General features: G+C 33.3%; 24 protein-coding genes. 14 read left to right on the forward strand and 10 right to left on the reverse strand.

Annotated features, from left to right (window positions below; translation table 11 throughout):
• Nucleotides 1–2 precede the first annotated feature (2 nt).
• Nucleotides 3–698: a hypothetical protein gene (locus tag IR010_RS06950; protein ID WP_194602725.1), complete on the forward strand. Its 696-nt coding sequence runs from the start codon at nt 3–5 to the stop codon at nt 696–698.
• 278 nt (nt 699–976) lie between these two features.
• Here the strand turns inward: IR010_RS06950 and IR010_RS06955 are convergent, their stop codons facing one another.
• The 4 genes from IR010_RS06955 to IR010_RS06970 form a co-directional block, all read right to left on the reverse strand.
• Nucleotides 977–2,617, reverse strand: a complete 1,641-nt coding sequence (locus IR010_RS06955) for a hypothetical protein (RefSeq protein ID WP_194602726.1) — start codon at nt 2,615–2,617, stop codon at nt 977–979.
• A gap of 6 nt (nt 2,618–2,623) precedes the next feature.
• Nucleotides 2,624–3,766, reverse strand: a complete 1,143-nt coding sequence (locus IR010_RS06960) for a hypothetical protein (RefSeq protein ID WP_194602729.1) — start codon at nt 3,764–3,766, stop codon at nt 2,624–2,626.
• A gap of 284 nt (nt 3,767–4,050) precedes the next feature.
• The gene (locus IR010_RS06965; protein ID WP_194602747.1) at nt 4,051–4,908 is read right to left on the reverse strand and encodes an MBL fold metallo-hydrolase; all 858 of its coding nucleotides are present in this window, start codon (nt 4,906–4,908) and stop codon (nt 4,051–4,053) included.
• An 84-nt stretch (nt 4,909–4,992) separates the two neighbouring features.
• Nucleotides 4,993–5,913, reverse strand: coding sequence for a hypothetical protein (locus IR010_RS06970; RefSeq protein WP_194567779.1), 921 nt, complete (start codon nt 5,911–5,913; stop codon nt 4,993–4,995).
• Nucleotides 5,914–6,271: 358 nt separating this feature from the next.
• Here IR010_RS06970 and IR010_RS06975 point away from each other — a divergent pair, with 358 nt between their 5' ends.
• The 7 genes from IR010_RS06975 to sufD all read left to right on the forward strand — a co-directional run bounded on the left by IR010_RS06975 (nt 6,272) and on the right by sufD (nt 11,546).
• On the forward strand, nt 6,272–6,601 hold the full coding sequence (locus IR010_RS06975; protein WP_029271517.1) for a HesB/IscA family protein: 330 nt from the start codon (nt 6,272–6,274) through the stop codon (nt 6,599–6,601).
• Between the two features lie 94 nt (nt 6,602–6,695).
• Entirely contained in the window at nt 6,696–8,144 is a 1,449-nt protein-coding gene (gene sufB, locus IR010_RS06980; RefSeq protein ID WP_194602750.1) for a Fe-S cluster assembly protein SufB, read from the forward strand.
• A 74-nt stretch (nt 8,145–8,218) separates the two neighbouring features.
• A complete protein-coding gene (locus IR010_RS06985; RefSeq protein ID WP_194602752.1) occupies nt 8,219–8,422 on the forward strand; it encodes a DUF2683 family protein in 204 nt (67 codons plus the stop codon).
• A 36-nt stretch (nt 8,423–8,458) separates the two neighbouring features.
• Nucleotides 8,459–8,947, forward strand: a complete 489-nt coding sequence (locus tag IR010_RS06990; RefSeq protein ID WP_029271513.1) for a flavodoxin family protein — start codon at nt 8,459–8,461, stop codon at nt 8,945–8,947.
• Between the two features lie 14 nt (nt 8,948–8,961).
• Nucleotides 8,962–9,708, forward strand: coding sequence for a Fe-S cluster assembly ATPase SufC (gene sufC / locus IR010_RS06995; protein ID WP_029271512.1), 747 nt, complete (start codon nt 8,962–8,964; stop codon nt 9,706–9,708).
• Between the two features lie 84 nt (nt 9,709–9,792).
• Nucleotides 9,793–10,182, forward strand: a complete 390-nt coding sequence (locus tag IR010_RS07000) for a four helix bundle protein (protein WP_194567777.1) — start codon at nt 9,793–9,795, stop codon at nt 10,180–10,182.
• A 47-nt stretch (nt 10,183–10,229) separates the two neighbouring features.
• On the forward strand, nt 10,230–11,546 hold the full coding sequence (gene sufD / locus IR010_RS07005) for a Fe-S cluster assembly protein SufD (protein ID WP_029271510.1): 1,317 nt from the start codon (nt 10,230–10,232) through the stop codon (nt 11,544–11,546).
• A gap of 288 nt (nt 11,547–11,834) precedes the next feature.
• Here the strand turns inward: sufD and IR010_RS07010 are convergent, their stop codons facing one another.
• The gene (locus IR010_RS07010; RefSeq protein WP_194602755.1) at nt 11,835–13,184 is read right to left on the reverse strand and encodes a serine hydrolase domain-containing protein; all 1,350 of its coding nucleotides are present in this window, start codon (nt 13,182–13,184) and stop codon (nt 11,835–11,837) included.
• Between the two features lie 221 nt (nt 13,185–13,405).
• On the opposite strand from IR010_RS07010, the gene IR010_RS07015 reads away from it, so the two are divergent.
• The 6 genes from IR010_RS07015 (at nt 13,406) to IR010_RS07040 (ending at nt 17,566) form a co-directional block, all read left to right on the forward strand.
• Complete coding sequence (locus IR010_RS07015; protein ID WP_194602758.1) at nt 13,406–14,617, forward strand: aminotransferase class V-fold PLP-dependent enzyme; 1,212 nt, start codon at nt 13,406–13,408, stop codon at nt 14,615–14,617.
• Nucleotides 14,618–14,627: 10 nt separating this feature from the next.
• Nucleotides 14,628–15,053 (forward strand): hypothetical protein, encoded by a 426-nt coding sequence (locus IR010_RS07020; protein ID WP_194567771.1) that lies wholly within the window; start codon nt 14,628–14,630, stop codon nt 15,051–15,053.
• Between the two features lie 2 nt (nt 15,054–15,055).
• A complete protein-coding gene (locus tag IR010_RS07025) occupies nt 15,056–15,478 on the forward strand; it encodes a SufE family protein (protein WP_194567769.1) in 423 nt (140 codons plus the stop codon).
• A 139-nt stretch (nt 15,479–15,617) separates the two neighbouring features.
• Nucleotides 15,618–15,941, forward strand: a complete 324-nt coding sequence (locus IR010_RS07030; RefSeq protein WP_017494560.1) for an SUF system Fe-S cluster assembly protein — start codon at nt 15,618–15,620, stop codon at nt 15,939–15,941.
• Between the two features lie 86 nt (nt 15,942–16,027).
• On the forward strand, nt 16,028–16,537 hold the full coding sequence (locus IR010_RS07035) for a DUF2480 family protein (protein WP_194568291.1): 510 nt from the start codon (nt 16,028–16,030) through the stop codon (nt 16,535–16,537).
• 78 nt (nt 16,538–16,615) lie between these two features.
• Complete coding sequence (locus IR010_RS07040; protein ID WP_029271504.1) at nt 16,616–17,566, forward strand: DUF3078 domain-containing protein; 951 nt, start codon at nt 16,616–16,618, stop codon at nt 17,564–17,566.
• A 172-nt stretch (nt 17,567–17,738) separates the two neighbouring features.
• Here IR010_RS07040 and hflX read toward each other — a convergent pair whose 3' ends face one another.
• The 5 genes from hflX to IR010_RS07065 form a co-directional block, all read right to left on the reverse strand.
• Nucleotides 17,739–18,980, reverse strand: coding sequence for a GTPase HflX (hflX, locus tag IR010_RS07045; RefSeq protein WP_194602761.1), 1,242 nt, complete (start codon nt 18,978–18,980; stop codon nt 17,739–17,741).
• 169 nt (nt 18,981–19,149) lie between these two features.
• A complete protein-coding gene (locus IR010_RS07050; RefSeq protein ID WP_029271502.1) occupies nt 19,150–20,016 on the reverse strand; it encodes a hypothetical protein in 867 nt (288 codons plus the stop codon).
• A gap of 135 nt (nt 20,017–20,151) precedes the next feature.
• A complete protein-coding gene (locus tag IR010_RS07055; RefSeq protein WP_194602765.1) occupies nt 20,152–21,501 on the reverse strand; it encodes a DUF5689 domain-containing protein in 1,350 nt (449 codons plus the stop codon).
• 18 nt (nt 21,502–21,519) lie between these two features.
• Nucleotides 21,520–24,357 (reverse strand): carboxypeptidase-like regulatory domain-containing protein, encoded by a 2,838-nt coding sequence (locus tag IR010_RS07060; protein WP_194602768.1) that lies wholly within the window; start codon nt 24,355–24,357, stop codon nt 21,520–21,522.
• Nucleotides 24,358–24,581: 224 nt separating this feature from the next.
• Nucleotides 24,582–25,802, reverse strand: coding sequence for an MFS transporter (locus IR010_RS07065; protein ID WP_194602771.1), 1,221 nt, complete (start codon nt 25,800–25,802; stop codon nt 24,582–24,584).
• Nucleotides 25,803–25,972: the final 170 nt, after the last annotated feature.

Raw genomic sequence — 25,972 nt, forward strand, 5'->3', positions numbered from 1 at the left:
AAATGAAGAATTTTATATACCTATCAATTATCGGTTTGTTATTTGCATCTTGTGGCAGTGGCGGAGATGATCCTGTAACTCCACCAGTTGTAAACAAAGCACCATCTGTTCCGGTTTTAACAGCTCCGGCTGACAATAAATTGTGTTTAGACAATGTTGTTTCTTTTCAATGGAATGAATCTACGGATACTGAAAAAGATGCTATTGTTTATCAGATTCAAGTTGCAAAAGACAATGCATTTTCACAAATCATCACAACTTTAGATAATACATCAAATCCGACTAATATTTCATTAGAGAAAAATACATCTTATTATTGGAGAGTAAAAGCTACTGATGCTAAAGGCTTAGCAAGTGCCTATACTGCAACGTACAAATTTTATACAGCGGGAACAGCAGTGGTAAATCATTTACCATTTTTACCAACATTAGGATTGCCAGCTATAAATAGTGTTTTGACTGCTTCGACTGCCACTTTAAGCTGGACAGCTTCTGATGTAGATACTGGAGATGTTTTGACGTATGATGTTTATTTTGGAACTGCTAATCCGCCAACAGTTAAAATTGGTGAGAATATATCGGCAGTTAATGTTACCACTGCAGTTGAACCTACGAAACAATATTTCTGGAAAGTTGTTGTAAAAGACAATAAAGGCGGAGAAACCATTGGCCAGGTTTGGAAGTTTAAAACCAATTAAAATTTGATTTTAAAATCTATATAATACTAAATCCCATTTTCAACGCAATGAAAATGGGATTTTTTTTGCATCTGGTTTGACACTATATATTATTAGCCAATGTGTAATAAAACAACTTTTATTTCCAATTGAAACTAATTTCTTTAAGAATGTATTACAGTCGAATCTTTAATTTTATTTAATAATACTTGCTTAAAACACAATTTCACATTCTTATATCTACAATAAAAGGGCTGTCGTTAGACAGCCCTTTTATTAAATTATACTTGAAATCAAGATTATGAATTACCACAAAATTTACTGTAATCATCATACATTTTGATATACGTTTCTTTGTTTTCAAAGTCATAAGCACCCTTGTCGATACTTTCTATCATTTGAGGACAATCAGAGAAATATTCTTTTAATGCTTTTCTTCTTCCAAGGAAAATTGGCGGAGAAAAGAACTCATCCTCGATTGATTTTTTCAAAGTATACGCATCTTGTGGGAAGAACTCATGATATAAAGAAACTTTTCCGCCTTTTTTAACTTCTTCAAACATTGAATATCTTTTTGAGCTTGTTGCCGGCTTGTCTCCAAATGAAATTGCAGGAACTCCTCTTCCAGTTTTACCTACAATGTAGATTCTGCCTTCTTCATCTTTAATATTAACTACTTTTTTCAAGTTTGTTCTTTCCGGTTTTTTCTGTCCGTCGATATAGATGTAAACACTGCTTTTTTCAGAACCAATTCCGTCCATCATCGATCTTAAACCCGATACAGTTTCTTGTGTTCTTAAATCTACCAACTCAGGATAATCACTGATAACTCTAACTTTACCTTTCCAAACTTTAGAATCTGTATCTAAAACTTCACCTGGAAATTCTGCATATCTAAACGCTGTTGCTGCTTTTTTGTATGAAGGTAAAACTGGTTCTTGAGGAATTGCCTCAATAGTAAATGCTTTTTCAGTAAGTTTTTTGTATTTTTCAATATCCTCAACTACACTTGTCATATATGGAAAATCTTTTCTAATACCCAAAAAGCTTTTTTCATTCTCTTTTATTCCCGGTAAATACTTCGAAGCTTCCTCTGGATTTCCTAAAAGAATATAAGTTGCCGCTAAATTATAGTTGGCACTGAATCTGATTTGTTTGGCTAAATCTTCATCATCTTTATCTTGAAAATTCACAAGCTCTTTCCAGAATTTTTGAGCTTCTCCAAATAAATCTGCCCAGTTTTCTCTGTCTACATCAACTAAAGTTGGCATAACCTGAAGCGACTGATTGTATTCTTCAATGTTAAATGTTGATTTTGATTTTTTCTTTTTTTCAAGATCAGAATATCTCATGTTTGTAATCTTTGGCCCGTACAAGTAAAAACCTTCAAATTCTTCAATCATGCTGTAGAAATTGTCAGTCAATATTTTATACGTTAAATTATCATAAGTCTCTGACGGATTTATCACATACATACAAACCTTAGGAGTAGTATATCTTTTGTAAATCACTTTTCCTGTTTTGTCTGTTATTTCAAGATTAGACTCTAAACCAATGTAATATGCTGGAGCTTTTTGATATGTATTTTGCACATAATCCTCATCATTTACAAGTTCAAAACGAGTTAAATTGTATTTTACTTTAAAATCGCCTTCCTTTTGTTTTTTCAAACCAGAAATTGCAAAAGCTTCATAATATTTTTCTGCAGAATAAGGAATTTTTCTATTATTCATACTGTTTTCTAATCCAGGTGCAAGATCCAGAATCATCTCGTATGATTTATATTTTCCGTATTCTAAGTTTGTTGGGGGTACAGGACCACGTAAATTAAGCGAGTTTGATACTACTGCTTTACCAAACCAACCTGTAGATTGAGCACTGACAGTCTGATTCATTCCTGCTAGTACAACAAGTAAAATAATCTTTGTAATTTTTTTCATGAATTTCTATTTTAAAGCTGGGTTATGTGTCGTATTCAATTTTGATGCCTTAAAGCTTGCAATTAAATTATTTGCTCTTTCTATCAATGCTTTTCCATCACTTTTATCATAATCATTTGCGATTAATTTCTCAGATTCGGCAATAGTTTTTTCCGGCTGATCTAACATAAGGTAAATAACAGCTAAATTATAATAAGCTGAATATCTCATTTTACGCGAAGGTTTATTATCCTCAGTATATTTTGTTTTCAATGACTCAAAATACTCGATAAGAGGTTGCATATTTGTTTTTAATTCATCTATTGGCTCGTCAGCTTTCATGGTAGCAAATAAAGCTTTAACTGCCTGAATTGCCTCAATTTGAGTTTTTCCTTCATCACTTTTGGCATCCAAAATCCATAGAATTTCGTTATCGCTTTTAGGTTTAAAACCATAAACTCTATCAATATTATTACCGAAAGCAGACAACGAATTATTAGCAAAATCTCTTAATGTTTGATCTTTGATAGCAGTTCTGTTCATGTTAAACTCCTTCAAAGGCAATGACGGATCTAAAGATTCTTTTGAAGTGTATTTTAGTTCACCATTGAAGCTAACATTAAAACCTTCGTTTGATGCAGTAGAATCTTTTTTCACAACTGCATTTTTCAAAAATCTGTTGCTTGCAGCTGCAACTTGTTTTGCTTTTTCGGCTTCGATTTGTTTATCTGAAACTGGCACCGCAGTAACGGGACCTTTTACTTTAGCATAACCTCTAGTCGCATAGGTTGCAACTACATAATAATATACTTTTCGAGGTGTTGTAACTTTGCCGTCTTTATCTCTTTTCTCATCTTCAATTCTTGTCTGGGTTGAAACACCTCTTTCAACAAAATCTTCTAAATTAAGTTCGATATCAACAGTACCATTCGATTCAACTTTTTTCCAGCCTGTTATATAAACTTTTTCATTTGCAGTTTCTGGATTTACATAACTGTATAAAGCTGAGCCTAATTTTACTCTTGATGAGAATGTTCTTTTTTCGAACGGAACGTATTCTTTTGGAAGAATTTGATAATTTACACCAAAATAAAAACGATCAAGGTCTACTTTCTGAGCTTTGGAGCTAAAAACAGACATTAATAAGGTAAAAATAATGATTTTTTTCATAGGTTAATTATTAATAATTTTGAGTTGCAAACCTATCTAAAAAAATTTTAAAAAACAACATTAAAACCCTGTAAATGAAAGAAGTTTTGAATTTATATTAACAAATATAAAGCCTCTCTAATCAGCTGGTTATAAAAAAATATGTGTTAAAAAAAAGCAATAAAATTAACGAATAAAATCTCACTGAAAATACACCAAAAGTGATTCAAATTCGTGTTAAAATCAGAAAAAACCTCTCACTTTTTATATTAAAATGAGAGGTTTTTTTGTTTTTTTAACAAGTATTAAAAAATAGCTTCGCAAGAAAATACTTCTTTTAATCGAACGCCCTTCTCGGTATGTTCGACAGTGATGATTTGGTTATGAGCATCATGCTCTAAAAATAAATAATAATTTAGATCAGCAGCACTGTTTAACAATTTTGCTTTTTCGGGCATTGTCAAAAGTGGTCGAGTATCATACCCCATAACATACGGCAACGGAATATGGCCGGCAGTAGCAAGCAAATCGGCACAAAAAACGATTGTTTTATCCTTATATTGAATATGCGGAATCATTTGTTTTTCGGTATGACCGTCGGCATAAAAAATTCCGAAACCTAATTCTTTTGAAAATCCGAAATCGCTATCAGGTTTTTCAACAAAATGCAATTGTCCACTTTCCTTCATTGGCAAAATATTCTCCGATAAAAAAGAAGCTTTTTCTCTCGGATTGGGTTTCGTAGCCCATTGCCAGTGCTTTTCGTTGCTCCAATATTTAGCATTTTTAAAAGCGGGCTCGTATCCGGTTTTATCGGAATTCCATTTTACGCTTCCGCCACAATGGTCAAAATGCAGATGCGTCATAAAAACATCGGTAATATCATCCCGGTGAAAACCATATTTTGCGAGAGATTTATCAATAGAATGCGATCCCCAAAGCGAGTAGTAGCCAAAAAATTTCTCTGATTGCTTATCGCCCATTCCAGTGTCAATCAAAATCAAACGATTTTCATCTTCAATAAGCAAACATCGCGCTGCAATGTCTATTAAATTGTTGCTGTCGGCAGGATTTGTTTTGTTCCAGATTGTTTTTGGTACAACTCCAAACATAGCGCCGCCATCTAACTTAAAATTTCCAGATTCTATAGGGTAAAGTTTCATGTAGCTATATTTCTAATAAGAAAACAAAACTAGGAAATCCAATTTCCTTACGCTACAATTTTCAAGTTAAAAATTCGGATTCCGTTATTCTAATGTTATCGAAGTGCTTCCCATTATTTCTTGTTTGTCGAAGAAATTGACAAAATAAGTTCCTTTTTTAAACTGGCTTTCATCAGCATTTAAAACGCCATATACATTTGCAGTTTTGCCCTGAAAATCAAGAGCTACTAAAAAACTATAAACTAAAGCCTTATCATTATCAAATTCAATCAGTTTATTTTCTCCCAAAACTGTGTTTTTCTGATCTAGAACCTGTACATAATATACTCTCTTACCGGTTTTTGCTACAGCATTTCCATTAACAGAGAAACTTATTTTTAGTTTTTTTGTGTTTTTTGCCTTTTCTGTTTCTAATTCTTTCCCGGAACTTTTTTCGCGAAGCGCTATTGCTTTAAAATTACTAAGAGATAATTTTGAAGCATCTTTTAGCGTCGATTCTAATCTTTGCTGTTTAGAAATTAACGTGTCATTTTCAGCTTTTTGCTTGTACATGACCACATTTTGAGTTTCAATTTCCGTTAGCAGATTTTTATTTTGAGACTTTAATTTTTTAATTTCTACAACTTTTTCATCCAATGAAGTTTTTAAATCTGAAAGCTGCTTTCGATAAATTTTAATTTGTTGAATGGAGGGATTTTTAGATGCTTTTATGATTTCCATCAAATTTTCGATATTCCTTTTTTGGAGTTCTAATTCTTGTGAAAGTGCTGTTTTTTCAAAAATAGCCACGTCATAAGCCAGCTTTAAGTTATTTAAGGAATCTAATATATTCTCCTGAGCAACTGACTCATAATTTGATCCCATAATTTCCAGTCTGTCATCATCAGACTGTTCTATCATTTGTTTTGGTTCATTGCTAAAAATCAAGTATGTAGCACCTATTCCAAAAACAAAAACTACCGCAAACAGCGCTTTGATCCAGCTATCTTTGTAATGTTTTTTCATAATTACTCATAATTTTCTGCAAAAATAACCTTATTTCATCATCTGTAACAGGTAAAAATACGGTATTTTAACCCTTTTAAGCCATTATTATTAATTTATCAACAACGGAAAAGCAATTTTGTAAGTTTTTATTTTATTTTTCTTCAAAAAATTGAAAACAATCTAATTTCTTGGAAGCAAAATAACTTCTATCTATTTTAACATTTGTTATAATAATGTGAACCGTTATGGAAAAAGGTTTTTAAGTCGTATCTTTGCAGACAATTTCATTTGAACATTGTAACAGCATTAAAAATTGTAATCCTTTAATTACTATTTATATGCGAATTAAAATGAATGAAAACAAATACCATAAACAATGATAAAAGTTTCTGATACAGCCAAAAAGAAAATCATCGATTTGATGCATGATGATGGTTTTGATGCCGCTAGCGACTACGTACGTGTGGGCGTGAAAAGTGGCGGATGCTCTGGTTTGTCTTATGATTTAAAATTTGATAAAACCAAGGGTGACGACGATAAAATATTTGTAGACAACGACATAACAATTGCAGTTGAAAAAAAATCATTCCTATATTTAGCCGGAACAATTCTTGAATTCTCAGGCGGATTAAACGGAAAAGGATTTGTATTCAATAATCCAAATGCAAGCAGAACTTGTGGTTGCGGAGAATCATTCTCTCTTTAAAATAATTAAATGATTGCAAAATTTAAAGATTTAAAAATTACAGAAGTGATTGTATTTAAATCCTTCAATTTTTAAATCTTTCAATAAAAAAAAAATGAGCAAATACACAGAAGACGATTTAAAAATCGAACTCGAAACTAAAGAATACGAATACGGATTTTACACCGATATTGAATCGGAGACGTTTCCTATTGGTCTAAACGAAGAAATTGTAAGAGCTATTTCTCTTAAAAAAGGAGAACCAGAATGGATGACCGATTGGCGTATAGAAGCTTTTCGTGCATGGAAAGAAATGATCGAGCCAGAATGGGCAAATGTTCATTATCAAAAGCCAGATTTTCAGGCAATTTCATACTATTCAGCTCCAAAACAAGTTGATCCGAACAAAACTTTAGACGATGTAGATCCTGAACTTTTAGAGATGTACAAAAAGCTTGGAATTTCTGTAGATGAACAAAAAATGATGAACAATGTCGCTATGGATATTGTGGTCGATTCTGTTTCTGTTGCTACAACTTTCAAGAAAACGTTGGGAGAAAAAGGAATTATTTTCTGTCCGATTTCTGAAGCAATCAAAGAACATCCAGAATTAGTTCGTAAATATTTAGGAACTGTTGTACCTCAAAAAGATAACTTTTATGCAGCATTAAACTCAGCTGTTTTCTCTGACGGAAGTTTCTGTTATATTCCAAAAGGCGTTCGTTGTCCAATGGAACTTTCTACTTATTTCAGAATCAATCAGGCAGGAACAGGACAATTCGAAAGAACTCTTGTTATTGCAGATGAAGGAAGTTATGTTTCATATCTTGAAGGATGTACAGCTCCAAGCCGTGACGAAAACCAATTGCACGCTGCTGTAGTTGAATTAATCGCTCTAGACGATGCTGAAATTAAATATTCTACCGTTCAAAACTGGTTTCCTGGAAACAAAGAAGGGAAAGGTGGAGTTTATAACTTCGTAACCAAAAGAGGTTTATGCGAAACAAACGCTAAAATTTCATGGACACAAGTAGAAACTGGTTCTGCAGTTACGTGGAAATATCCTTCTTGTGTACTTAAAGGAGATAATTCGGTAGGAGAATTTTATTCAATTGCCGTTACCAATAATTACCAACAAGCAGATACGGGAACTAAAATGATCCATTTAGGAAAAAACACTAAATCGACTATTATTTCTAAAGGTATTTCGGCTGGTAAATCACAAAACAGTTACCGTGGATTAGTGCAAATTAGCCCTAGAGCTGAAAACGCAAGAAACTTTTCGCAATGTGATTCTCTTTTAATGGGAAACAATTGTGGAGCGCATACTTTTCCTTATATCGAAAGTAAAAATCCATCGGCTAAAATAGAACACGAAGCAACTACAAGTAAAATTGGAGAAGATCAGGTTTTTTATTGCAACCAAAGAGGTATTCCGACTGAAAAAGCGATTGCCTTAATTGTAAACGGTTTCAGTAAAGATGTATTGAACAAATTACCAATGGAATTTGCTGTTGAAGCTCAAAAATTATTAGAGATTTCTTTGGAAGGATCTGTTGGGTAAAAATTTGTTTCAAGTTTAAAGTTTCAATTTGTTGACTTAAACAAAAAAGAAAATTTTAAACTAAAAAAGAAAATATGGATTTAATGCTGAAAAATGTAAAGAAAAAAGATTTGCCTCTTCTAAAAGCATTAGCAAAACGTCTTGATTTTGAGATTGAAGTGCAAGAAAAGCCATATAATCCCGAATTTGTGAAAGAGATTTTACAAGGACAAAAAGATATAAAGGAAGGCAGAGGTATAAAAATGAATATTGAAGATATAGACAATTTGCGGAAATAATCATTTTCATTAAAAGGACATTACGAATAAGTATTAATGGAAAATAGAAAAGTAATCATTTTAGGTTCTTCAAGAAAAAACGGAAACACAACAAAAATTGTTGATGAGATTTCTAAAGAACACGGAATAGAAGTAATTAATTTAAGCGATTTTAATATTTCTTATTACGATTACGAAAGCAAAAACAGAGAAGACGATTTTTTCCCTTTGATAAAAGGAATTATCGAAAATTACGACACTTTAATTTTTGCAACGCCTGTATATTGGTATAACATGAGTGGAATATTGAAGGTCTTTTTTGATCGTTTTTCAGATTTAATCCGAATTGAAAAAGAGACTGGAAGAAAACTTAGAGGAAAGAAAATTGGTGTGATATCAAATTCGCACGATAATGAAATCGAAGAAAGCTTTTATATCCCGTTCAAAAAAACAGCCGATTATTTAGGTATGGAATATTTAGGTCACGCGCATTTTAATGCCAACATCCTAAACCAACAAACAAAAATAGAATTGACATTTATATAAAATAAAAAAAAACAATGTTATCAATAAAAAACCTTCACGCCTCAATTGGTGATAAAGAAATCCTGAAAGGAATTAATATAGAAGTTAAAGCTGGCGAAGTACACGCTATCATGGGACCAAACGGTTCTGGAAAAAGTACACTTTCGGCTGTAATTGCCGGAAACGAAAATTATGAAGTTACAGACGGAGAGGTAATTCTTGACGGAGAAGATCTTGCTGATTTAGCTCCTGAAGAAAGAGCTCACAAAGGAGTTTTCCTTTCTTTTCAATATCCTGTAGAAATTCCTGGAGTTAGTGTAACTAACTTTATGAAAACTGCTATCAACGAAACTCGCAAAGCAAACGGTCAGGAAGAAATGCCGGCAAACGAAATGTTGAAAGTTATTCGTGAGAAATCTGAATTATTAGAAATCGACCGTAAATTTTTATCTCGTTCCTTAAACGAAGGTTTTTCTGGAGGAGAGAAAAAAAGAAACGAAATTTTTCAAATGGCAATGTTAGAGCCAAAATTAGCCATCCTTGACGAAACCGATTCTGGTCTTGATATCGATGCTTTGAGAATTGTAGCTAACGGAGTTAACAAATTAAAAAGCGACAAAAACGCAATTATCGTTATCACGCACTACCAACGTTTGTTAGATTATATCGTTCCGGATTTCGTTCACGTTCTTTACAACGGAAGAATCGTAAAATCTGGCGGAAAAGAATTAGCTTACGAATTGGAAGAAAAAGGATACGACTGGATTAAGGCAGAGAACTAGATTTTTGTTTCAGGTTTCATGTTTTTTTAGTTTCAAGTTACAAACTATATTTGTAAGTTTTAACTTAAAATAACAAAAGCAGAAATGGCAACAATTAATAGATTTGAGGATTTAGAAATTTGGAAAGAGGCTCGACGATTAGCAAAAGAAATACATTTTATTTCTGTTGAAACAGAGCTAAGATCTGATCTCAGATTTAAAAATCAAATCAAAAGTTCTTCTGGCTCAGTAATGGATAATATTGCTGAAGGATTTGAAAGAGATGGAAATTTAGAATTTCGACAATTTTTATCAATTGCAAAAGGTTCGGCCGGAGAAACAAGATCTCAATTATATCGGGTTTTTGATTTTGAGTATATTTCAGAAGAAAAATTCGAAGCTTTAAAAAAGGATTATGAAAATTTAAGCGGTAAAATAAAAAACTTTATCACTTACCTAAATAAAAAAGATTTCAAGGGGAATAAGTTTCAATAGGCAACCTGAAACTTGAAACCTGAAACACCGAAGGAAACAAAAGAACAATGGATTTAAAAGAAAAATTAGTATCGTCTTTTATGGCTTTTGAAGAGCGTGTCGATGTACATTCAGATTTACATGACATACGCACAAATGCTTTAAAAAACTTCGAAAATAAAGGTTTCCCAACCAAAAAAGAAGAAGCTTGGAAATATACATCGCTAAACGCCATCTTAAAAAATGACTTTACGGTTTTTCCAAAAGAAGAAAATGCAATCGAATTTAATCAGGTAAAAAAATATTTTTTACACGAAATTGATACTTATAAATTAGTATTTATTGATGGGGTTTTTAGTTCGCATTTGTCTTCTACAACTCACGACGGAATCGATGTTTGTTTAATGTCATCGGCATTGACCAAACCAAAATATAAAATGGTTATTGATACCTACTTCAATCAAATTGCAAGCAAAGACGAAAGTTTAACTTCGTTAAATACTGCTTTTGCATCTGAAGGAGCATTTATCAATATTCCGAAAAAGAAAGTTGCTGACAAACCTATCGAGATCATGTATTTCTCAACAGGAAATGAAGCCGCATTAATGGTTCAGCCAAGAAATTTGATTATTGTTGGAGAGAATTCACATGTTCAAATTATCGAGCGTCACCAAAGTTTGAATGAAAACCCTGTTTTGACCAATTCGGTTACAGAGATTTTTGCTCAAAAACGTGCAATTGTAGATCACTACAAAATTCAAAACGACAATCTTGAAGCGAATTTAATTGACAACACTTATGTTTCGCAACAACAAGAAAGTCACGTTTACGTACATACATTCTCGTTTGGAGGAAATCTAACGCGTAACAATTTGAACTTTTATCATTTTGGAGAAAGATTGACAAGCACCTTAAACGGAATCACTATTATTGGCGAAAAACAACACGTTGATCATTATACTTTGGTAAACCACGCGACACCAAATTGCGAAAGTTTCCAGGATTATAAGGGAATTTTCTCTGATCGTTCGACTGGAGTTTTCAACGGAAAAGTTTTGGTAGAAAAAGAAGCTCAAAAAACAAATGCTTTCCAAAAAAGCAACAATATTTTATTGAGCGATAAAGCAACTATCAATGCAAAACCACAATTAGAGATTTTTGCAGATGACGTAAAATGTTCTCACGGTTGTACAGTTGGACAGTTGGATGAAACAGCAATGTTCTACATGCAGTCTCGCGGAATCCCGAAAAAAGAAGCTAAAGCTTTATTGATGTACGCATTCTCAAATGCCGTTATCGAAAGCATCAAAATACCGGAATTAAAACAAAGAATTACTAAAATCATTGCCATGAAATTGGGCGTGAATTTAGGGTTTGATTTGTAGTTTTAGTTTTACCGCAAAGACACAAAGTTTACGCAAAGTTCGCAAAGGTTTATTACAAAACTTTGCGAACTTTGCGCTTTTTACCTTTTGCTTTACGGTAAAACTTTAGTTATTTTTTACTCTTAAAATAAACAATATAAATCCTAAAAAGATTAATCCTAATCCCAAATAAAAACAAATAGTACTTATTGGATGTCCAAGCTTTGTAGTAAAACCAAAGCCTCCAATAAACCAACCAATTATCACAATGAAAACTGGAAACAAAACATTACTTCTTTTCATTTTACATTATTTCTTCACACTATCAATTACCTCCTTCAAAAACCCATTAAAGTCAAAACTTTTATCACCTTCTCTTACTCCCATTCTCACAATTACCATATCCAGAGACGGAATAATTGCCACCATTTGACCTTGATATCCGCTGCAATAAAACATATCACGAGGAACATCTGGGAATTTCCCGCCTGCGTTTAACCAAAATTGGGCTCCGTATTTACCCTCAGAAGTATTGGTTGGTGTTGCGGTGTATTTTACCCAGCTTTCGTCAAGGATTTGCTCTCCATTCCAGTTTCCTTTATGTAGATATAACAATCCAAATTTTGACCAATCGCGCGGGGTTGCCCATCCATATGATGAACCTACGAAAGTTCCGCTCATATCCTGCTCTACAATCATCGAGTTCATTCCAATTTTGTCGATTACGGCACTGTACCAAAAATCTAGATATTCTTGCTGTGTTTTAAACTGAGATCTCAGAATTCTAGATAATAGATTTGTCGTTCCAGAAGAATAATTCCAATGTGTATTGGGTTTAAATTGTGCCGGTTTATCCATTTGTACTTTTCCCATATCTTCAGCTTCAAAAAGCATTTTTGTCGCATCGCAGATTGTACTGTAATTCTCTTCCCATTCTAAACCAGAATTCATGTGAAGCAAATCGTTAAGCGTAATATTTTTGCGTTCGTCATTTTTCCACTCGGCAACTGGAGCAGGTTTATAAATGTCGATTTTACCTTGTTTGGCTAAAACTCCAAAAGCAGAACTTGTAATGCTTTTCGTCATCGACCAGCCTAAAATTTTACTGTCTTTATTAAATCCTGTATCGTATTTCTCAGCTATTAATTTGTCTTTATATAAAACTACAACGGCACGGGTTCTTTTTGTTCCTCCGCTAGATTTATCAAAGACATTATCGACAGCTTTTTTTAATTTAGAGTAATCTACATTCGCAAACACAGTATCTTTTGGTTCATTATTCCCATAAGGAAAAGGAAGATTATTAACCAATTTGGTTCTCTTTGGAAGTAAATAAGGTTTTGAAACATCAAAATCGTCATTAATTAAAACTGCTCCTAAACCTTCTCTGTAAATCGCTTTTCTTCCTTTTAACCCGTAAAAATTTGAAGTTGCAAATTTTCCCGCATCATCAATTGCATTCGTTGCCAAATCAATCATATCGATATCATTGTCGGTTTTTTCAATTAATTCTTTCGAACGATTATCTATAAAATGTCCTGATGCAATGCTTTTTGCAGAGAAACCCGAAATTAAATCGAGTTTTGGATACGTTGTAAATCCGAAATATAAAAAGGCAAGAATTAAAGCAAGTGCAACTACTTTGAGAAATTTTTTCATAATGTTTACAGGTATTTTTATTGCAATATAATTAATTTATGATCACGTTTTTAGAACTCAATTTAGATTTCTAATTGGGATAATTTATAAAATAGAAATAAATTTTACGGAATTGCTATTTAGGCCTCTCACTAATGGCGCTATAAAAGGAAATTATAGTTTTCATGGGTAAACCAATTTAGTTTTAGTACTTTTGTAAATAGATTTTTTCTAAATAAGACATGCTAGATATTCAAAAAATAAGAGCTGATTTTCCGATACTTTCACAAACTGTAAACGGAAAACCATTAGTATATTTCGATAACGGTGCTACTTCGCAAAAACCACAAGTTGTAATTGATGCTGAAGTAAAATATTATCAGGAAATCAATGCCAATATTCATCGTGGCGTTCACACTTTAAGCCAGTTAGCGACTGATGCTTATGAGGTTTCTCGTGGAAAAGTAAAAGAACACATAAATGCAAAATTCGCGCACGAAGTACTTTTTACTTCTGGAACAACATTCGGAATCAATTTAGTAGCCAACGGTTTTGCTTCTATCTTAAAACAAGGCGATGAAGTACTTGTTTCCTCATTAGAACATCATAGTAATATAGTGCCTTGGCAAATGTTATGCGAAAAAACAGGAGCAGTTTTAAAAGTTATTCCGATAAACGAAAACGGAGAATTAATTTTAGAAGCTTTTGATGGTTTACTATCAGAAAAAACTAAAGTTGTAACTGTAAATCATATTTCCAATGCTCTCGGAATCATCAATCCGATTAAATATATTATTGACAAAGCTCACACGGTTGGTGCTGCCGTTTTAATTGATGGCGCTCAGGCTGTTCCGCATTTAAAACCAGATGTTCAGGATTTAGATTGTGACTTTTATGCTTTTTCAGGACATAAAATGTGCGGTCCTACCGGAACTGGAATTTTATACGGAAAAGAAGAATGGTTAAACAAACTTCCACCTTATCAAGGCGGAGGCGAAATGATTAAAGAAGTTACTTTCGAGAAAACAACTTACGCAGATCTTCCACATAAATTTGAAGCGGGGACTCCAAATATCGCTGGCGGAATTGTTTTAGGAACTGCTATTGATTATCTTAACAATATTGGATTTGAAAACATTCAGCAGTACGAAAATGAACTTTTGGAACATGCTACAAAACGTTTGCTGGAAATCGAAGGTTTAAAAATTTACGGAACTGGGAAAAAAGCTTCTGTAGTTTCATTCAATATTGATGGAATTCACCCGTATGATATCGGTTCAATTATTGATAAATTAGGAATTGCCGTTAGAACCGGACATCATTGCGCGCAACCTATTATGAATTTCTTCTGCATTCCGGGAACTATCCGTGCTTCATTTTCTTTTTACAACACAAAAGAAGAAATTGATACAATGGTCGAAGCTGTGAAAAAAGCACAAACAATGTTAAGCTAAAAAAACTTTTATGAAAATAGTATCTTTATTGCTCTTAACGATTATTATCGGAACGAGCTGTTCAAGTCAAAAAACCGCAGATATGACAGCAACACAAATCGAATACACTGCAGTTTCAAGAGGACTCTTTAAAAAGATACTTGTTCATGACAAAACTGTTTCAGTTACAAATGGCAGAAATACAGAAGCAGTAGAAACGAAAATTGACGATGCAAAGTGGAATCAGATTGCAGAGGCATTTTCAAAGATAAATTTAGACACTGTTCCAACTTTAAAAGCACCTACAGAAAAACGATTTTATGATGGTGCCGCAATTGGAAATTTAACCATAACACACAATCAAAAAACATATCAGACTAAAGGTTTCGACAATGGTTTCCCTCCAAAGGAAATAGAGAAATTGGTAAATTTGTTAGTCGATTTTGCTAAAGAATAATTATGACAATAAAAGAAATACAAAACGAAATAATAGACGAATTTTCGATGTTCGATGATTGGATGCAGCGTTATGAATACATCATCGAGTTAGGAAAAACGCTTCCGTTAATTAAAGAAGAATATAAAACTGACGAGAATTTAATTAAGGGATGTCAATCTAAAGTTTGGCTTCAGGGCGAACAAAAAGACGATAAAATTGTCTTTACAGCAGATAGTGATGCGATTTTGACAAAAGGAATAATTGCGATTTTAATTCGTGCTTTTTCTAATCAAAAAGCAGAAGATATTATAAATGCCGATACTCAATTTATTGATGATATTGGTTTAAAAGAACACTTATCGGCAACCCGCGCAAACGGCTTGGTATCGATGATAAAAAATATCAAAATGTACGCTTTGGCTTTTGATGCAAAAAACAAATAAAAATATTTAAACAGTAATGTTTTTAATTTTGAACCATTAAGTAATTAAATTAAGCTTAATAAAGCAAGCATGAAAACTTAATTCACTTTATATATTAATGGTAAAAAACAAAACACTTAGTGGTAAAAAAACAATAACAATGGAACAAGAAATAGACACAAACGAATTAGGAGAATCAATCGTAAAAGTTTTAAAAGGAATTTACGATCCAGAGATTCCTGTAGATATTTATGAATTAGGATTAATTTATGACGTAATGGTAAACACAGATTACGAAGTAAAAATCCTGATGACACTAACATCTCCAAACTGCCCAGTTGCAGAAAGTTTGCCAAGAGAAGTGGAAGAAAAAGTAAAAACAATCGAAAACATTAAAGATGTTGATGTAGAAATTACTTTCGATCCGCCTTGGAGCAAAGATTTAATGAGCGAAGAAGCAAAATTAGAATTAGGAATGCTTTAAAAATATTTGTTTCAGGTTTCAGGGTTTAAAGTTTTAGGTTGCTCAACTTGAAACTTGAAACCTCAAACTTGAAACTAACTTTTCATATGGAAGAAATCATCAATAAAGTAGCCAACAGCGCTTTAGAAGTTTTTGATCTTGAAGATTATTATCCGAAAGGCCCGCGCGTGCAGATTGACATTTCGCAATGGCTTTTGGAAGGTTTTTTATTGAGAGAAAAAGACTTTAGAGAACATCTCAAAAACCACGATTGGTCACAATACCAAGATCAGTATGTCGCTGTACACTGCAGTACAGATGCTATTGTTCCGGCATGGGCACTAATTTTAGTTAGTGTTCATTTGGCTCCTTATGCTAAAAAAGTAGTCAACGGAAATATTGAAGATCTGGATTCTAGCTTATATGAAGAAATTCTGACTAAGATCGATTACAGTGCATACAAAAACAAACCTGTAATTGTAAAAGGCTGCTCTAAAAAACCAGTTCCGATGCGTGCTTACATTTTGGCAACAACTTACTTGCAGCCTTTTGCAAGAAGTATAATGTACGGCGAAGCTTGTTCTGCAGTACCCCTGTATAAAGAATCTAAGAAATAACTTTCTTTTCGTGACAATAATCCCTGAACGTTTTCACGGTTTTTAGTATATTTGTTAATACACTTAAACTAAACAACCATGAGAAAGATAGCGTTATTACTCTTCATTTTAGCGAACTTTACTTTTGTTCAGGCCCAAAATACCGAAAAGGAATTAATTCAAAATACTGAAAAAGCAGTTAAAAAAATCAACGATACTATAGAAGGCGAAGGCTGGAAAACTAAAGGGACTGTTTCTCTTTTATTAAATCAGTCCAGCTTTAATAATTGGATTGCCGGAGGTGAAGACAGCTTTTCAGGAACGCTGGGAATCAACTACGATTTCAATTATAAAAAAGACGATGTAACTTGGGACAACAAACTTTTAGCATCTTATGGTCTTTTACAAACTAAAAACTCAGACTTCGGAAAAAAGACAGATGACCGTCTTGAATTTAATTCAATTTATGGAAAAAAGGCTTTTGGTCAATGGTATTACTCTTATTTTGTAAATTTCAGAACGCAGTTTTCTACCGGATATATTTATGGTCAAGATGTAAACGGAAAAGAAATCAGGACAGAACAAACTAAATTTATGTCTCCCGGATATCTTACCACTGGTCCTGGTATTTTTTGGACAAAAGATGACAATCTTAAAATAAATTTTGCACCTCTAACGTCAAAATTCACTTTTGTAGACAGCGCTTATACCACCGGAATCGATAGATTTACTGGTTTGCCTTATGTAGATGGCGATTATTTTGGCGTAGATGCCAATAAAAGCATGCGTTACGAATTAGGTTTTTATGCGTCCGTTTATTACAAATTGGCAATTATGACCAATGTAACGGCTGAAAATACCTTAAATCTTTATTCTAATTATCTTGAAGATCCTCAAAACGTCGATATCAACTACTCGCTGAATATTATAATGAAAGTAAACAAGTTTTTATCTGCGAACTTATCATTTCAGGCAATTTACGACGACAATGCATTTCAAGGTTTACAAACCAGAGAAGTTTTTGGTTTAGGAGTTAACTTCGGATTTTAATTAGAAACTGAAAACCGCTTATATTTTACCGCAAAGAGCTAATATTTTTATAAAATAGGCTTTTGAATAAAAAAAAAGTTCGCAAAGCTAAATCTATATATAGCTTTTGCGAACTTTGTGCTTTATAAAAATAATTTAATATAATTTAGCGCTCTTTGCGTAAAATTTATTTTTATTCTTCATCTTGTTCATCCTCTTTCTCGATTGCATCTTTATAATCTGGATACAAGAATTTATTATATGGGAATCGAGTAATATGAATCTGACGAACAGCCTCATAAACTCTTTCTCTAAATTCCTCAAAATTTTCTTTATTTGTAGCCGAAATAAACAAAGCATTGTCTTCACCTAAACGATGCATCCAAGTTGCTTTCCACTCGTCAAGCGTATAATATCTAGGTGTTTTTTCAGTCATTAAATCATCTTCATCAATCGTCAAATGTTTGTAGGCATCAATCTTATTGAAAACCATGATTACTGGCTTTTCATGCGCTTTAATGTCCTGCAAAGTCTGATTTACAGATTCAATATGATCTTCAAAATCTGGATGCGAAATATCAACAATATGCAATAGCAAATCGGCTTCACGAACCTCATCAAGTGTACTTTTAAAAGAATCAACCAATTGAGTTGGCAATTTTCTAATAAAACCTACTGTATCAGAAAGTAAAAATGGCAAGTTTTTAATTACTACTTTTCGAACTGTTGTATCTAAAGTTGCGAATAATTTATTCTCAACAAAAACATCACTTTTACCAATAGCATTCATCAAAGTCGATTTTCCAACATTCGTATATCCAACCAACGCTACACGAACCATCGCGCCGCGATTGCTGCGCTGTACTCCCATTTGCTTATCAATCGTTTTGATTTTATCTTTCAACAACGAAATTCGGTCACGAACAATACGTCTGTCTGTTTCGATCTCTGTTTCTCCAGGACCACGCATACCAATACCACCTTTTTGGCGTTCAAGGTGTGTCCATAAACCAGAAAGTCTTGGTAATAAATAGATACATTGTGCTAATTCAACCTGTGTTCTTGCATACGAACTTTCAGCTCTTTGCGCAAAGATATCCAGAATCAAATTCGTTCTGTCTAAGATTTTACAATCAATAATTTTAGAGATATTTTTTTGTTGAGAAGGCGATAATTCATCATCAAAAATTAATGTTGATATATCGTTTTCTTTTACAAAAAGATTGATCTCCTCAATTTTTCCCGTTCCCATAAAAGTTTTAGGATTCGGGCGTTCCATTTTTTGCGAAAAGCGCTTAATCACTTCACCACCAGCGGTAAAAGTCAAAAACTCTAATTCGTCTAAATATTCGTTAAGTTTTTCTTCACTTTGATTTTGAGTCACAATACCTACGATGGCAGTTCTCTCAAAATTTATAACTTCTTTATCTAACATAGCTTTGAATAAGTTGCAAATTTAATGATTTGTAAGACACTAAACCTTATAGAATTTTGATTTTAAGTTCTATTTAGGAAATTAGTATATTCTTAAAAAAACAAACCATTTAAAAATCAAGCAAGACTCGATTTCTAAATGGTTTGTTTTAATAATCTGGAAAGAGAATTTATTCGTAAATAAAGGTCTTTTCCGTTTTTACAATTCCGTTTTCCTCAATCTGCGAACAGAAGATGGGAAAGTTTAATTTATTGTATTTGTATTTTCTGCTTACAGCAACCAATGCCGTAGACGACGGGCTAAAGTTTACTTCATTATTATACGAGATTGACTCAAAACTAAACTCATCTTCATGATACGAAATCATCGGTACAATAATTTTATAATTATCACCAAATAAACTCTGAACAATTAATTGATCAACAGATTTTTTATCGTCAAAAGTGTAGGTTTTAGAGATTTTATCTCCAACCAAACCTTTATGCTTGACAACATTATCATTGGTATAAACATATTCAATTTTACCATTAATCTGTTTGTTTTTGTCGCGCGAAGTACGTCTTACTATAATGCCGTTTTCGACGATATATTCAAGATCTTCAACTAAATTCTGATGGTTTGTACTCTTTTTAGTGGTTACCTTTATTCTTGCGCCTTCGTAAGCAAAAGTCACCACTTTTGTAATGTAATCAGGACCGTCCTGATATTTTTTTACAAATTTAATAATGTTATTATCTGCGTCATAAGTATAATTTACAACTTCTTTCCAGTCGCTGCCTACTTTGTCTTTTACAGTCATATCCAACAATCCGGCTTTGTTGTAAAAGAAGTGCTGCACAACATCAGAGGTAGTAATAGTTTGTATTTTTCCTTCCTTAAACACAAAAGTTTTGTTTACAATCTCACCATCCTTAGAGTTTTGATAGTTTGTTTTTACAATATTGATTTGCTTTAATCGAACAGGAGCGTCTTGATCCTGGCTGTGCAGTAAGCATGGAAATACCATCATCAAGATGGCGATAAAGTAGGTTCTCATAGTTTTTGTATCGATTTGGGATGACCAAAATACAAAATCCAATTAAATTTTAACAATTTTAAGGTAAGAAACTGTGTATTATTAGGTTATTGTCTAAAAATCAATACTTTAATTATATTTTTAAAAAAGCAGAACTTATTTTTCTCCAAAAATTTTAACGTCGTCAACCATAAAAGCACCGTTTAATGTTTTGTCTTTTCCAGATCCAATATATTTAAATCCAATATTAATATTTCCAGAATAAGCTGATAAATCTATCCCGCCAGAGCTTATAAATTGACGGGAAGGAGTTGAAATGTTTGGAAATTTAGCTTCTAGTTTTGTCCATTTTGCTTTCGTAACGTTCGAGCCGTCAAAATTTGTTGAAACATAGACTTCGAGAGAATTTAAAGGTGAATCTACTTTTAAATCATGCTGTGCGCTTCTAAAAGACAACACTGCATTTTTATAATTTGTCATATTAATTTTAGGAGAAATCAGCCAAGCAACATTTTCTGCGGCGGTTGTGCTTGTGGTATTAAACTCTGCGTAACCATTTCCGCTATAAACCATGCTTTTCCATAATTTGGTAGCTTTTTCTACAACATTGCTCCAGCCAGGCAACGTAAAATTCACGTTATTTTTTACGGATTGAAAATCTTCTGCAAAGAAAGGAACATTTCTTTTTCCATTCATCACAACATCTTTTTCCGAACGTATCATCATTTGATAATCAGAGCCGAATTTTGTCAAAATACCACGAACAGTACCACTGCCTTCTGGAACTAAATGATCTGAAAAATTCGCATAACTGCTTGTCCTAAAAATAATTTGATTTCCTGTTTTATCACGCAGATTCCAGTTAGTTGAACCTCCAACATTATTTGTTTCTTCAAAATAATGACGGCCTAGCGCCGCTTCTGTAAACTCAACATCTGTAAGTTCTATTAATGTATTTAATTTCCTGTCATATAATGCTTCTTCTATAGAAAGCTTTTCTACCAATTGATTTTCGTTTATGACGGTGCAAGAGGCATTCAAGACATTTTTATATTCATTTTGGGAAATTCTGCCAATAGTTGGATCTCCAGCATTACTTACATATAAACTCCCAATTCGCAATCCGCCATAATATAAATCTGTAAACTGATTTTTTAATTTCACATAGACTTTATTCCCAACACGATAATCTATATACGTATTTGATGCATCAACAGGCACGCTGAAACCGATGGCAGACATTTTCTCTGTTGCCAAAGTCTGAAATGAAATACTCTTAAAAAAATTACCGTCTTCATCACTTGACACTACATAAGCTTCTACGATATCATCATATACATATTGTTTGGCGACATTTCCTGAAAGTTCATACACTTTCTCTACTGTTTTATTTACAGTAAAATTGGGTTGTGTGCATTCTAATTTAGGAGTTTCAATTTCATTATTACAACTCCAAAATAGTATTGCTGACAATGCAAAAAATGAGTTCAAAAATATATTCTTCATGATAATTCTGTTTTAAATTTATAAGCCGATCGTAAGATTTAAGAAATAAGTTCGGCCGTATCCGTAATAATATTTTGGTCCAAAAGAGGGAGTTCCGCTGGAAACATCTTGATTTAAAGCTCTAAAATTGGCGTTTCTAGCCTGCTCGAAACCACCAGTTTTATAAGTCAGATTCAACACATTATTTACACTTGTAAAAAGTCCAACATACTTACCGTAAATACGCCAAGATTTTCCTCCTGAAATATTCAGCAATGAAATTGGATCGAATTTTTCCTGTTTTAGCAATTGATCTCCACGTTCTTTTGTGGCTTCCGGAAACGGAAAACCATTTGCTGGATTGATATAAAATTGCGCCGTTCTTGCAATTGGAGAAACATCAATATAACTTTCTGCCAGATAATTAATATTTGCCCCCAGCCACCAAAATTTTGGATCTCGATATTCTAGTCCTACAGAATAAGCTTGCTGAGGCATTCCGGCTTGCTTGTAATTTTTAAGGTAAGCTTTTCCAAAATCAAAAGTGGTCTGTGCACCTGGCTTTGCTGCATTTGCATCATTCGTTATTGCAATATCTGGATTGCTGTCATAAGTGTAATTACCATACGCTGCAGATAAAGTAGTTTTTAATGTTGATGAAATCTGATATTCAAAACTCAGCTCGGTTCCAATATTTTTCTTGTTCATGTGCGTTAATGTCTGGCTTACAAAAGCATCTGTAGCATCATTACCTGCTCCATTATCAAAAATTCCTTCAGCATAAAAAAAGGAAGTTTTTGTACTGTTTTTAATCAAAGCATAATACGCCGTCAAACGCATTTTAAGCTTAGGCGAACGATACGCATAATTTACTTCGGCACTGCTTATGTTTTCACTTTCAATTCCGGAAACAATAGAATTATTCAGACGGGAATTCGAAAAAGTATTTCGGAGGGAAGGTGCTCTTGTAAGGTGCGATCCGTTAAAAAACAGTGATTGTTTTCCTGAAATTTTATAGGTAAATCCACCTTTGAAACCAAAATTTTCAAAATTTACCTTATCGCTTTTTCCTAAAGAATTTGAAGAGTAAATTCCGTTTTGATACAATCCTTCTCTCTGATAATTCGACATCGAATATGATTGCGCGAGATAGAAATCTGTCTTTTTGTAGGAGAATCTAAACTGCGTAAAAGCATCAATTGTGTTGGCTAAAAAATTGTAATTGTATCCGTAAACCTCTCCTTCTTTTACTTGACGATTTGGATTTTGCAGATCTGATTGCGACTGATTTCCTTTATAAAATGGATCAATATCTTCAAAATATGATCCTCCAAGCAAGTCTAATAAATATTGAAAATTATGCGATTTTAAATTTCGAAAAGTCACTCCTGCATCAAAAAAGATATTTGAAGTAAGCTGTGCATTTAAATTTGAGTTTGCCGCAAAAGTTTTGTCATCAGTGCGATCTTCGTATAAAACATAATGACTTTGTGCTGGTTCAAATCCTGAAATATCACCTTCAGAATTTACCATTATAGTTTGATTTCCTCTGTAAATCGACTCCCAATCGATTTGGGAATTCTCCAAAAAAGTCATTTTACTTTTTTCGGCACTTTCATAATCGGGCGTAAATTCTCCTGAGAATTCTCCGTGATCCTTTGCGTAAAGTGAAGTAAAGTAGCTTGGCATTTTTTTATAATAAACCGGATCTGGACTGTCGCCTTTTTGATAATCAATATTGCTGTTGCCCACTTTTCCAAATTGGTACATTACAGCTGAATTCAAATTTGTCTTATCATCAATTTTTAAATAATGATTGAGCATTAATAATGGTTCTTCTACATTTTTTGCTTTCGCATTTCGCTTTTTACCGCTTTGCCAGCCCCAGTACGAATTGTATTTTTCATTCGTCAATTGTGTAACTTCATTGGTATTAGCCGAATTTTTTCCGCGTGAATTTGGTGTGTAGAATCCTGTAAAATTCAAAGATTGTTTAGCATTTAATTTTTTTTCGACACATATAAAAAATGAGTCTGCATTAAAATTTGTCCCTTCAAAAAAACCTTCTTCAGACCAGCGTTTTCCTGCAGAAATGGCATACGCCCAACCTGACGCATTTATTCCAGAAGCGTAAGATCCGACAGCTCGCCAATTGTATGTAGTATTGCTTCCTGAAAAGGTAAGGTTTCCGCCTTTTCTATACATCGATGCTCGTGTAAATATCTGCTGTGTTCCTAAAATGCCTCCAAAAGTATAATTTGAAGTTGCCGCACCAACAGAAAATTCCTGATTCCGAAGTACATTATTCAAACCTCCCCAATTGCTCCATTGTGGTCTTCCGTCATAAATTTTGTTCATGATCATGCCGTTTAGCATCATGGTTCCGTTTTCGCTGTCGAGGCCACGAACTCTAAATCGGGCTTGACCCCAATTAAAAGCGGAAGCCTGCATAAAAGCATCTTTTGAAGATTGAAGCAATCCAGAAGTCATTTCGGATGAACTGTTATCTTCTGAAAAATCGCTGTCTAATAATGTGATTAATGCGGCCGGAGTTTCATCAGAAAAAGTATCTTCTAGCTGTAATATTCCTAGATTAACCTTAAATCCAAAATTGGATTCTATTTTTAAAAGTAAATCTTTGTAACCCTGACTGTGAATTAAAAGTAGCTGCTGTCCTTTTATTTGAGAATGCAGTTCAAATCTTCCATCTGCTGATGTAAGTTGTGTTAGAGAAGAATTTTGAATAGAAACCACAACATTCTCTATTGCATTTTGAGTTTTGGCATCAATGACGAATCCAAAAAAAGTCGTTTCTTCTTGTGCAAAAACAAAATTAAGAGGCAGTAAAAATAAAAAGACCAAGTATTTTTTTCTCATGAAAAATCCCAATTTACTTTGAAAATAGATTTTGGATATTAATCCTATTCAAAAGATAAAATTGGTTTTTGGAAAAAAATCGAATTCAGGTTTTGGCTCTGAATTGAAATTCAAATGTACAAGAAATATTTAAAAATATACAAAATTTCCTACTAATGTTTTGGTTGAAATTTGAAATTAATTTAATAGATTTGTGGATTTTTTGTTTTTTTTAAATAAAAAACTTAAGCTGAAGTTCTAATTTTAGAAACCATAAAAGCAATCAGCACGCCAAATATTCCGATAAAAGCAAAAGAAAATTGAAGTCCAAAATTTTGCGCGATGTGCCCAATTACAGGAGGTCCCATTAAAAAACCAAGAAAACTTACACTCGAAACAATCGTTAAGGCTTCTCCAGGCGGTACTGTTGGATTTTTACCTGCCATACTGTAAACCGTTGGAACAATTGTAGCGACTCCTAAACCAACAGCCATAAAAGCAATTGTACACGGAATGATGTAGGGAAGAAAAACTGCTGTAAAAAGTCCGGCAGAGATCATGACACCGCTAATCTGCATGACGCGTTCACGCCCGAATCTATTGATCAAGCCGTCGCCTAAAAAGCGCCCGCTGGCCATCATAATCATAAATGAAGTATATCCTAAAACTACCAATGGTCCTGGCGCTTGCAGAATATCTTTAAAATAAACTCCGCTCCAGTCAAACATCACACCCTCGCTGGCCATACTGCAAAAACCGATTACGCCAAGCCAAATTAAAGCTGTATCTGGTTTTGTGAATAATTTTTTCTTCTCGCTATTTTTATGCTGGAGTTTTTCTTTGGCTTTGACCAAAAATTTAAAATTAAAAACCACCATCAGTACGACTACGAGACCAACAATTAAAAAATGATGTAATGGTGAAAGATTCAAAGCCAGCATTCCTAATCCGACTAATGCTCCAGTAAAACCAGCAAAACTCCACATACCGTGAAATGATGACATGATCGTTTTTCTAAAAAGCACTTCGGTATAAACCCCTTGAGTATTTACTGCGATGTTGGCAAGATTTCCAAATAATCCAAACAAAAACAAGCCTAAAGATAATTGCAAGGCCGTTGTTGCCAAACCTAAATTAGCCAAACACAAAACATACATTATTAAGGAGAAAATCAAAATACGGTGGCTCCCAAATTTAGTTACCATTTTTCCTGAAAAAGGCATAATTACCAATTGCCCCATTGGGAGTGCAAAAAGTATAGAGCCTAAATCGCCTTCGGTTAAATGCAAGGCAGTTTTAATATCTGGAATTCGGCTTGCCCATGTCGCAAAACTTAATCCCATTCCGAAATAAAACATTCCCACGGCAAAACGAATTCGGTTTAGATAAGAAGCTTTTGCCTCTCTATAGACTTTCTTGATTTTACCTTTGGTCTGAAAAAGTGATAATGGATTAAAATCGATCAAAATATTGCATTTTAGGTTGATACTATAAAAGTACTAAAATCTTGCTTTATGACCTATGGATAGCTTTCAGATCCTGAATTTATAACGTTATATGTTTATAAATTCTTTAAGAAACTAAGGTTCTGAGGGGCAAAGGGACAAAGTTTTTCTATATGTTCGCATAAAAAAAG

It is taken from the genome of Flavobacterium sp. MR2016-29 (assembly GCF_015350695.1).
Lineage (GTDB): Bacteria > Bacteroidota > Bacteroidia > Flavobacteriales > Flavobacteriaceae > Flavobacterium.